Source organism: Marisediminitalea sp. (assembly GCF_984433645.1).
Window position 1 is genome coordinate 1 of record NZ_CFIDRX010000142.1, and the last position, 11,177, is coordinate 11,177.

The 11,177-nt window shown below is 48.5% G+C and carries 9 protein-coding genes and 1 pseudogene; 4 read left to right on the plus strand and 6 right to left on the minus strand.

The window, feature by feature from the left end:
- Window positions 1–122: pseudogene (locus AC4MRN_RS15685) on the plus strand (phosphoenolpyruvate synthase regulatory protein); the annotation flags it as partial.
- 10 nt (window positions 123–132) lie between these two features.
- Here AC4MRN_RS15685 and AC4MRN_RS15690 read toward each other — a convergent pair.
- A complete protein-coding gene (locus tag AC4MRN_RS15690; RefSeq protein WP_491203802.1) occupies window positions 133–2,133 on the minus strand; it encodes a tetratricopeptide repeat-containing sulfotransferase family protein in 2,001 nt (666 codons plus the stop codon).
- Between the two features lie 75 nt (window positions 2,134–2,208).
- The gene (locus AC4MRN_RS15695) at window positions 2,209–4,929 is read right to left on the minus strand and encodes a TonB-dependent receptor (RefSeq protein ID WP_491203803.1); all 2,721 of its coding nucleotides are present in this window, start codon (window positions 4,927–4,929) and stop codon (window positions 2,209–2,211) included.
- Window positions 4,930–5,209: 280 nt separating this feature from the next.
- Between AC4MRN_RS15695 and AC4MRN_RS15700 the strand changes: the two genes are divergently transcribed.
- A complete protein-coding gene (locus AC4MRN_RS15700; protein ID WP_491203804.1) occupies window positions 5,210–7,195 on the plus strand; it encodes a BCCT family transporter in 1,986 nt (661 codons plus the stop codon).
- A 15-nt stretch (window positions 7,196–7,210) separates the two neighbouring features.
- Entirely contained in the window at window positions 7,211–7,690 is a 480-nt protein-coding gene (locus tag AC4MRN_RS15705; protein ID WP_073321695.1) for a MarR family winged helix-turn-helix transcriptional regulator, read from the plus strand.
- Here AC4MRN_RS15705 and AC4MRN_RS15710 read toward each other — a convergent pair.
- Together AC4MRN_RS15710 and AC4MRN_RS15715 are read right to left on the minus strand one after the other, a co-directional pair.
- On the minus strand, window positions 7,687–8,037 hold the full coding sequence (locus tag AC4MRN_RS15710; protein ID WP_073321698.1) for an RnfH family protein: 351 nt from the start codon (window positions 8,035–8,037) through the stop codon (window positions 7,687–7,689). The genes AC4MRN_RS15705 and AC4MRN_RS15710 overlap by 4 nt on opposite strands.
- A complete protein-coding gene (locus AC4MRN_RS15715) occupies window positions 8,037–8,468 on the minus strand; it encodes a type II toxin-antitoxin system RatA family toxin (RefSeq protein WP_073322774.1) in 432 nt (143 codons plus the stop codon). The genes AC4MRN_RS15710 and AC4MRN_RS15715 overlap by 1 nt, the downstream gene beginning before the upstream one ends.
- A gap of 152 nt (window positions 8,469–8,620) precedes the next feature.
- Between AC4MRN_RS15715 and smpB the strand changes: the two genes are divergently transcribed.
- Window positions 8,621–9,097, plus strand: coding sequence for an SsrA-binding protein SmpB (gene smpB / locus AC4MRN_RS15720; protein ID WP_073321701.1), 477 nt, complete (start codon window positions 8,621–8,623; stop codon window positions 9,095–9,097).
- Window positions 9,098–9,122: 25 nt separating this feature from the next.
- On the opposite strand, the gene AC4MRN_RS15725 is transcribed toward smpB, so the two are convergent.
- The gene (locus AC4MRN_RS15725; RefSeq protein ID WP_491203805.1) at window positions 9,123–9,980 is read right to left on the minus strand and encodes an alpha/beta hydrolase family protein; all 858 of its coding nucleotides are present in this window, start codon (window positions 9,978–9,980) and stop codon (window positions 9,123–9,125) included.
- A 19-nt stretch (window positions 9,981–9,999) separates the two neighbouring features.
- Window positions 10,000–10,965 (minus strand): XdhC family protein, encoded by a 966-nt coding sequence (locus AC4MRN_RS15730; protein ID WP_491203806.1) that lies wholly within the window; start codon window positions 10,963–10,965, stop codon window positions 10,000–10,002.
- Window positions 10,966–11,177: the final 212 nt, after the last annotated feature.

Sequence of the window (11,177 nt, forward strand, 5' to 3'; positions counted from 1 at the left end):
GGGAAGTTGAAAACCTCTACCGCAAAGAAAAAATCCCATTCCTGAACAGTACCAAGTACTCTATTGAAGAAATCTCCGCCAAAATTCTTGCAGAAACTGGCTTACAGCGTAGGAAGTACTGAATATTCGGCGCTAATGAAAGCGCTTGGTGAGTGCATCCAGGTGAGAAGCGTAAGGCTTCCACCTTCCCTGCCCTGAGCGATTGATAGGCTGTCTGACTTGTTCGGCGCTGGGCGTTTTAATTAACCGCTGGGTTTGGTGAAATGCCACACAAGCCTCTTCAAATGGCACCCCAATATAGTCCAGAATCCGGGCGACCTGACCGGGCAGATCATCCAGCACGTCCTCGTGATGTACAGTAAGGATGTCGCCAGGATAACACTGATGCCAGTGATCCATGAGTGATAAATAAGCCTGATAGTAACGGGCAACGTCATCAAGGGAATAAGAAAACTCTTGCCCTTCACCAAACAATTGCTTGAAGTTACTAAAACAGCAATCCATCGGCTCCCGTCGTGCGTCGATAATTTTTGCATTGGGCAGGATCTGCTTGATAAGACCAATGTGCATAAAATTATTCGGCATTTTATCTATAAAAAACGGGGCCTGTTCCCGGTAACAACGGGTCTGTTCAATATAAGCTTTACCCAACTGGTATCGCTGGGCGTGAGTAAGATGTGATACCGCAAAGGGATACGGCACAAACGTTGATTGTGTTTCCTTCTGGTTTGCTAATTGTGACTGCATAGCCGGCGTATTTATTTGCGATGCCAGAGCCAGAATATTGTGCAGCTCCATAGTGCCGTCAATATCACTGTGCGACGCCAGAATTTGTTCAATCAGCGTGGATCCAGCTCGTGGCATACCAACAATGAAAATAGGATCGGGTGCCGGGAAGCCTTTTGGCGATGGCGCTCCGACCTCAACAGGAAACGCGTCTACCTGTTGGAGAATGGCTTGTTCGGTGCGTTCTATGCTAAATGATAAAGTGGCCTTTTTGAGTGCATTCCCTTTTTCGTAATACGCAAAGGAAGCATCGAATTGTTTATTGTCCTCATGCGCTTTACCTAAAGCAAAGCACAAGTGCACCTTGTCATCTACCGACAACGACGGTGACTCTGCCCTGTCCTGCATCCTACTGATTTCCTCGTTGGTAAACCGATAAGATTTCATATTTGCCAGGCTCCAATAAGCATCACCAAATGAAGGATGATAATGGGCAGCCTGCTTGTAGGCTTCCACCGCCTGCTCTGCCGCGCCAGCCGTTTTATGGGCGTGGCCCAATGCCAGCCAAACAGCCGGTTTATCCGGATCGGCTGCAAGCAGTGAGTTGAAAATACGGATGGCCTGTTCCGTTTTATTTAAGCCCAAACAAGCATTCGCCAGCGCCATTTGCATTGCTGTCGAGTTCTGAACAGTCGCCGGTAAAGCAGTAACCTGATGCTCAATGAGGTCGTGCTTACCCAGCTTGGCTAACAATCCCAAATACAGTGACACAGCGCGCTGGTTGTCGGGATACAACGCAATACAGCTTTCCAACAAAAACTCAGCGTCGTGGTAAACCTTCATTTGGATGCCAATTTCTGCCAATAACATCATGGCGTCGGGCTGGTGCTTGTGTTGCTGAAGAAATTGCCTGCAAACACGCTCGGCATCAACCAGGTTGTTTTCGTACATCAGATCGTAACCACCGCGAATAGGCGCGGGTAATCCCTGCCAGTGAGCGATCTGCTGCTGCGCAATGTCTTTGGCTTTGTGGTCATTAAACTGAGTGTAAATCTTTAATAACTGGTGCCAGCTGGTTAGCAAAGCGGGATTGTATTGCGTGGCTTTAAAAAACGCACTGCTGGCAGCCTGCTGGTTGCCCATCGCTAAATAACAGTAACCAGCCTCCTGATATGCACGGCCGTAGTCCGGTCGCAACGCCAATAAATCGTCAATGCGCCTAATGGCATGCTGAAAGTCTTTCGCTAGTCGATAGGTAACAGCCGACAGATACAGCGTTTCTGCTGTTTCGTGTTCATTAATATTGAGCAGAAATAACTGTTCCAACGCGGCTTTGGCGTTGTCCAACCTGCCTTGTTGTAGCGACTGTTTAACCGTTTGCAGTAATGATGTAGAAGTATTGGCCATTGCTATTCACAGCTGAAAAGTAAAACGGCAAGCCGAAGCTTGCCGCTATTGCCTGATTACAGGTACTTGTTTCGATTAATAATAATCAAAAGAGAAGCGTACGCCAACTGTTCTTGGGCGATTCGTTACCACCTTGGGCGTGTATTGCTGTGTATCGATGTTCAGCATGGCTGACTCGTTGAACACGTTGTCGATAAACAGTTCAACTTTCCAGCTATCGTCTGACATCCCTACCGACACGTTACTGATCATGTAGGCTTCCTGCACATAACGGCCGCCGCGGAAAGGGTTACCGTTTGCGTCGTTGTAAGTTGCCCCAGCATACACTGCAGCCTCGTCCTGAATTTTCAGGCCAGAACCCGTGCCATAAATAAGCTGGGTTGCATCTTCCATTACATAGGCATCCATGATCATGCCAGCTAAGCGGTCACCGGTGTAAGAGACTGACGCATTAACAAAGCCTTCTTTGCCACCATCCAGTTCGAAGTAGTAACGCGCATTCACGTTACCAGAGAAACTTGCTGAATACGGCAATTCGGTACCAACACCAGCGGCAATGCCTTCAAGCTCTGGGTTGATTCGCGTTAACTCAGTATCAAGGATACTAAATGCAGCGTTAACCACCAGGTTGTCCGTTGCCAACCAGGTAATATCAGCGTCAACACCTTTCACTTCGGCATCACCCACGTTGTCGGTGAATACCAGGAAACTGATGTTAGTCGGGTCGAAGCGAGAAGTTTGTAGCTCACTGATTTCAGAATAATAACCCGTGGCATTAACGCGCAGAATACCGTCGAGGAAATCCCCCTTCAGGCCTAACTCGTAGTTGTCCAGCGTATCGGTTGTTGAATACACTGGAATACGGAAGCCTTCAAACGCGCCCGATTGATTAGCCGCGGCATCGCCACCTAAACGGTTTGTGACCGGCGGACGGAAACCTTCTGAATAGTTAGCGAACAACAACACGTCGTCTGACACTTTCCAGTCCAGGCCGAACTTAAAGATGGTGTCATCTACCGTCAGTACGCCTTGATCATCCAACAGGCTGATGTCTAAATCGCCGCTTTGAATTGCCGAAACTATGCCTTCGCCATCTAAACGCAGGGCGTCATAAACAGCCGGGTCGGTCACATTCTGACCATAGGCCTGCAGTCGACTGGTAACGTCACGGGTTGTTGTTGCACCGCGATAGATGTCATCAATTTGATACCAGCGTGCACCCACACTTGCTGTCAGTGTATCAGTGATGTCGTATTCGAACTGACCGAATACCGCGATTTGCTCAATGCGGTGTGTAATATCATTCACAAAACTGATTTCTGGCGAGAAAGGACCGCCGTTACTGTTAATGCCCTGTGTGCCTTGCAAGCGACGTGATGAAGACAGGTCGTCAAAACCAAAGGTCGCCATTTCGGTGTTGGCAATCTTAAACTGACCTACCGACGCGACTTCTTGCTCGTCGTAGAATAGGCCCGCAGTCACTCGCCATGGCGCGTCCACGTCAGTATTCACTCGGAACTCGTGGGTTAAACGCGTGCTGGTGGTGTCTTCTTTATAGTATTTGGTTGGGTCAAGACAGCGGATGTCAGCTGGATTATCGGGTGTGTCGTAGTGATTGCACACGTAATACGCAGAGAATAAACCGCCGTTAGTGTAACCGGTATAATCAGTTAAGGTATCGATTTCGCGATCCAGATAACCACCGGTGTAAACCATTTCCAGTTTGTCCAGACGCCCTTCTACAGTCCAGGTTGTCAAACCAAATTCATCTGAGTTTTCATCAGCCTGGAAGCGGTTTGCTGAACTTTCACCCGATAAAGTTGGGTCGTAGGCAAACACCCCTTCGGTGTCCAGAGTTTGTTCGGTGTGCTGAACCAGTAAGTCCCAGTTCTCGTTGATATGGTAAGATAAACCAATACGCGCACCCGAATAAACAGCATCGTTAAAATCGTCTTCTACGTGTTCGCCATTGCGAGGCGAAACAACCGCTGCGGTGTTAGGCGTAAAGCCATTTACTACGCGACGCGTATCCATTTCAGCCGGATCCGCACCATAGCCAGCCAGCGCGCCACCAGAGATTCGGTCAATGACAACCGCACTTCCGATATAACCGCCGTTGCCTGGGTCATTTTCCAGGTTATCAATCCAGCCGCCCTGCTTTTCGTTGTAAGCAACAACGCGTAACGCCAGATCATCGGTGGGCGTAATATTGATATAGGCTTCAACTGAGTTGCTAAGCTCGCCGCCTTTGGTGGTTGAAATACTGGTGTCAAAGCCAGCAGCAAAGCCTGAATGATCGGGCTTTTTGGTGATCAGGCGAACCGTACCGGCCTGAGAACTGGCACCAAACAATGTCCCTTGTGGTCCAGGCAGTACTTCAACGCGCTGAACGTCGGTTGCATAAATATCCAGGTTACGACCAGCCATAGAAACCGGCATTTCATCCTGATAAAACGCAACAGAAGGCTGCAATGCCTGAACGGATGATAGCGTAATGCTTGACTGCGTGGTTGCCGCACCACGAATGTAAATCTCGTTTTGACCCGGGCCCGTTCCCTGAAACACGACATTAGGTAAAAACTCTACGTAATCCTGAAAGTTATCAATGCCCATGTTTTCAAGCGCATCACCGCTCAACGCAGAAACAGCAACCGGCACATCCTGAATAGATTCTGAACGTTTTGTTGCCGTAACTTCAATGGTTTCGATAGACGCTTTGGTGTCAGGCGTTTGAGCAAGAGCTTGCTGAGCAGTCAGTGCGGCCACAATGGCGCAGCTGAGGTGTGTTTTTTTCATTAAATGAACCCTTTCTAGATTTAGAACGAATTGAATTTATTCTTATTAAATGCAATTTGAACGATACAATCGATTGCATTGTGCTTATTATATTTTTACACAATCTAAGCAACCATTGTAGCACATCCATATAAAACAGCACATTTCAACGGAATAGACAGCATAAAGGATCAAAATATAGCTTCTTGTCTAATTATTTTTAACATGATTTTTTTGAAGTGCATTTTTGTTGTATATTCTGTCAATTGAATAAAAAACTGTTGGTAGAAAGGTCATAATCTTGCAAAGCAGTCAGCAACACACGACAGAACAACCCGCATCTTTAAACAAGCCGGTATTTTTTGCCGCCTCAGCTTTTATCACGCTGTTATTGATTTTTACTGTCATCAATCCTGATATGGCAAACACGGTATTCAGCACCATGCAACAATCCGTGGTAGACAACGGTAGTTGGTTTTACGTACTCACCGTGGCCGTTATTTTGTTGGTCGTGGTGTTTATTGGTGTATCAGAATACGGCGACATACGCCTTGGGCCGGACCACGCCAAACCCGAATTTTCCATACTCACCTGGCTGTCTATGCTATTTGCGGCGGGCATGGGTATCGGCTTGATGTTCTTCGGTGTTGCCGAGCCGCTCATGCACTTTATGGCACCACCAACTGAAACCCCGAACTCGGTAGAAGCAGTAAAAGAGGCCATGAAGACAACGTTCTTCCATTGGGGTCTCCACGCCTGGGCGATTTACGCAATAGTTGCCCTGGTATTGGGCTATTACGCTTTTCGTCATCAACTTCCGTTAACGCTCCGGTCGACGCTGTACCCATTAATTGGCGACAAAATTTATGGTTGGCAGGGGCATGTGGTCGATGCGTTAGCGGTAACGGCCACAATTTTTGGTATTTCAACCTCGCTGGGGCTGGGTGCAAGTCAAATAAACGCAGGCCTTAACTTTGTGTTTGACGTCCCTAAATCCACCGCCATGCAAATTGGCATTATGACGGGTGTGGTAGCACTGGCTATTGTGTCGGTAATGACCGGCCTTGAAAAAGGCATCCGCCGGTTGTCTGAAACCAATATGATCATGGCAGTTGTACTACTGGGATTCATTCTGATTGCGGGACCCACGGTGTTCTTATTGCAGGCTTACCTGCAAAATACCGGCGCGTATTTGTCGGACATTGTGCGTAACACGTTCAATTTATTCGCCTACCAGAAAACCGATTGGATCGGCGGCTGGACAATATTCTACTGGGGATGGTGGTTGGCCTGGGCACCTTTCGTCGGATTGTTCATAGCGCGGATTTCCTTTGGTCGCACATTGCGGGAATTTGTGCTGGGAGTACTGATGATCCCGACGGCTTTCACACTGTTGTGGATGACGGTGTTCGGCAATGCCGCAATCGAATTGGTATTCACAGAAGGGTTCACCGAACTAGCGAATATGGTAAAAGAAGACAGTGCTGTTGCACTGTTTGTGTTCCTGGATCACTTCCCGTTTAGCAGTATTATTAGTGTGATTGCACTGGTGATGGTGATTATTTTCTTTGTTACGTCCTGTGACTCAGGGGCAATGGTTGTAGACATGTTGTGCTCCCATGGACGCAACGATACGCCGCTGTGGCAACGCGTATACTGGGCCATTGCAGTAGGTTTAGTAGCGGCGATTTTGCTCTACGCCGGTGGACTGGGCGCTTTACAAACCATGACAATTGTTGCCGCACTGCCCTTTTCCATTATTCTGCTTATCGCGATAACCGGCTTAATAAAGTCGCTACGCATAGAAAAGCACAAACGCGACAGCCTGCAAATTACGGCGGTACAAACAGCGGTAGTTGAACACGATAAACCCTGGAAAGAGCGGCTTTCCGAACTGGTGACTTTCCCGAATAAAAAGGCGGTATCCGGCTACATGATCCGCAACGTTTATCCGGCACTGCATGAGATCCGTGAAGAGTTTGCTGAACAACAGTACAACGCCAGCCTGGACATCAGCGATACGCACGTTGCGCTGGAAGTTGAGTTTAGCGGACAGAATAACTTTATTTATGCCGTCTACCTAACAAAGACGCGACAGCCCGATATTCCTGTGTCTACCGAAGAAACACTGGACTCAGATGAAGGACAGACGTACTATCGCGCCGAAGTTCACTTGGCTGAAGGCGGTCAGGATTACGACATCATGGGATGGTCTAAAGATGGCGTAATAAACGATGTACTGGACCACTTCCAGAAGCATCAACACTTTTTACACCTATTAAAATAATTAGCAGGAACGTAAATGCGCAAAGATGAAGAATTACTGGTAGCCCTGAGAAGAGTGATCAGGGCGGTCGATTTGCGAAGTAAACAACTCAGTAAAGACGTGGGCATTACCGGACCGCAGTTAATGGTTTTGCAAAACATCGCAGAGAAACCTGGGATCATGGTAAAAGAAATTGCCGACAACATTAACCTGAGTCCTGCGACCATCACCAATATCCTGGATAGGTTAGAGGCCCGCGAGCTTGCTAACCGTATTCGCAGTACTGAAGACAAACGCAAAGTAGGCGTGTATTTAACAGAAAAAGGTCAGCAAGCTGTAGAGACGGCCCCTCGCCCGTTACAGGAGCACTTTGTGGAACGATTCAGTCAGTTGGCGGAATGGGAACAAAGTCAGATGATAGCCACCATGCAGCGCATTGCTTCAATGATGGATGCAGAACAAATTGATGCCTCACCGGTACTGGCGGTAGGCACCCTAACCGAGCGCCACGATTAGTTTTTGGCGCCGGCTTTTAGCGGATTAGGGCGGCCACCGGTTACTTTGTCTGCCCGGCCCTCCTGAATGGCTTTTTCAGCCCGGCGTTTACGCACTTCTTTCGGGTCTGCAATTAACGGGCGATACACTTCAATACGGTCGCCATTGTTCACTTCTAACGAAGGTTTAACTACCCGATTCCACACCCCTACCTTGGCTTTTTTGAGTTCAATTTCCGGGTGAATATCGAGTACACCCGACGCCATTATTGCCTGCTCTACCGTAGAGCCAACTGGCACCGTGAGTTCAATAAGTGACTGTTTTTCGGGGGTAGCGTAAGCCACTTCTACGTTAATCAGGTCGTCCATTACGCGTATACCACCTTGGCTCGTTGTGTAAAGGCTTTCACCATGCTCTCGGCCAGGCTATTAAAAATTTTACCAAACGCCATTTCGACCATGCGATTTTTGAACTCAAAATGCAGATTCAGTTCTATCTTACAAGCCGACTCTGACAGTGCGGAAAACGTCCAGCCTCCCTGGAGCTTTTTGAAAGGGCCGTCAACGAGTGTCATTTGTATGCTTTTCGCTGGTTCAAGGTAGTTTTCTGTCGTAAACCACTGCTTGATACCGGCTTTTGCAATCAGCAAAGACGCCTGCATCGCGTTGTCTTGCTGACTGATGATTTTGCTGTCTGAACAACCCGGTAAAAACTCAGAATACGCATTCACGTCATTCACCAGATCAAACATTGACTGCGCGCTATAAGCGACCAGCGCGCTTCGCTGAATTGTAGGCATATCATTCATAACTTGGTAACACGGTGAACGGAGTTTACCACAAAACTGAACATTGGCGCACAATCCAAATCGCTGTAATCCTTACTACAAAATTTTTTCTACCTGCTCAGGAAATACGAGACAAGCGTTGCGCAATCAGTATAATAGCGCGCATGAAAAAGAATAAATCCAAGCAATCCACAGGTACTATCGCCCTTAACAAAAAGGCGCGTCACGACTATTACCTCGAAGACAAATTTGAAGCCGGCATCTCATTACAGGGATGGGAGCTGAAAAGTATTCGCGACGGTAAAGTGAATATCAAAGACACCTATGTGATTATCCAAAATGGCGAGGCATACCTGGTTGGTTGCCGTATTACGCCATTGAATCAGGCGTCAACACACGTAATTTGCGAGCCAGAACGCGCGCGTAAATTGCTGTTAAACAGGCGTGAGCTTGATCGCTTAATGGGTGCACGAGACCGACAAGGCTACTCGATTGTTTCCACCGCCATGTACTGGAAAAAGTGCTGGGTTAAACTGGAAATTCACCTTGCTAAAGGTAAGCAGAGTCACGACAAGCGCGACACCATTAAAGATCGCGACTGGGACCGCCAGAAAGCCCGCGTAATGAAGCACAAAGCTTGACCACCAGCGTTACTGCGAGGCGCAATCATAGCGCCTCTGCAAACCATTCTGTTGTCATCTCCAGCAGCTGTTCATCCTGATTTGCGTTTTCGTCCAGCACATTGAATATGTGATCGGCCCCTTTTATGATGACGGCTCTGGCAACATCACTGCCACTCGCCACAATCAGTTTGGTAGCCGCAGTTGGCGGTACCACCGTGTCGTTACTGCCAGCAATGGCCAATACCGATCCGGTGTATTCTGCCATCCCCGACAACGACTGGTTCGCCATTACTTGCTCAAACCATTCATAACTTACCGATAAAGGCGGACGCCACGCGAATTGCTGTTCTACCTGGCCTTCACGTTTTGCTGTCATGTACAGCGTTTCAAACATGTCTGCAAACGGCCCAATGCCATCAGACGCTACCGATGACCAAGCCACGAAGCTCTTAATACCGGGTTGCTGCGCTAACAGTAACTGCGCGATCAAACCGCCCTGACTGAACCCAACAACGCCAATTCGATGGTCGTCTACCTGTGGCTGTGAACGCAAAAACGCTAACGCCACTTCCGCATCGCGCACCGCAGTTTTTAACGTGTAGTGCGTGTAATCTACCGGGCTATCTCCGGTGCCTGCAAAATCAATCCGTATAGACGCAATGCCGTTGTTCGCTAACTGTTCAGCAAGACGCAAATACAAATCACCGACTTCGTTTTTATGCGAAGCGCTGCCATGCAACAAGATGACACCTGGCACCACAGCTGTCCCCTCTGGTGATGTCATAATGGCAGGGATTTCATATTCACCGTTATCCAGCATCAGTGGTGTGGACAGCGCATCAGCAAAGGCGTTAAGTGACACAAATGCCAAAACCAACACACTGCAAATTAGCCTTTTCATGCTCTTTTATATCCCTGAATTAATGGACTGCCCGGTATTTGGCGACAATGTCGGCCATTACTGCCAACGCAATTTCTGCCGGCGTCTTGCTGCCAATGTCCAACCCAATCGGCATGTGTATTTTTGCCAGCGTTTGGTCATCCAACTGCCCGATACGCTGTAAACGCTCTGCCCGATTACGAGACGTACGTTTAGACCCCATTACGCCAACGTAAAAGGCATTGGTATTCACCGCATCAAGCATGGTGGTATCGTCGACTCTGGCATCGTGCGTTAACGACACTATGGCTGTTTGCCCGTGCACGGCATCTGGCTGCAAAATATAGTCAGCCGGGAACACGGGAACAATCTGACACCCCGAGAGCGTGACACGCGCCAACTCTTCCTGACGATGCTCACACACAATCACTTCAAAACCGAGCGCCAATGCAAACTGCACGCAATACTCGGCAACCGGAGAAATACCCGCAATGATCAATCGCTTTGCCGGGCCTATTCGAACAAAGACAGGCGACTCGCCCCCCTGCCAGTCTACCGGCGACTGCGAAACCGACGCTGGACTGAACGATACGTCAGCACTTTTCAAATCTATGGTACGAGTGAGTAGACGCCGGCCGCGAATAGCGTCGAGGTAGTCTTCAAAATGGTTTACCCAGCCTTTTGTCGGCTGAATATACTCAACGCACACGGTTAAGATCCCACCACAGGGTAACTTTATTTCACCGTTGCTTTGCCCGTCGCCATATCGCTGAATAGCAACAGGTTGCAATGATTCAGGCGAGCCGAGTTGCGCCAGAAATTCATCTTCCACGCAGCCACCCGACAAAGAACCGACCCATTCACTGGCACTGCAAGCTGCAAATAAACTGCCCGGCTCTCTGGGAGAAGATCCCCAGGTAGATAGCACCGTACAAAACCAAACTGGCTGACTGTTATTTAGCCACGCCAATACCTGCTCTACGACTTTTACATCCAAGGGTTGCATTATTCCGAATTACCCCTATATCTGTTATGTGGGTAATGTAGCAAAAAAACGCGGCTCACCAACAGGATACAATGCCATATTTGGATGAAATCCTGACACAAAACGGTGAAATGCCAGTTGTGTACAACCCACTTTCGCGATACCATTCGCGCTTCAACTCCGGGGCTGATTAGGATTCGACAGGATCTAGGAAGCTGGAGGTGCATGCAGAG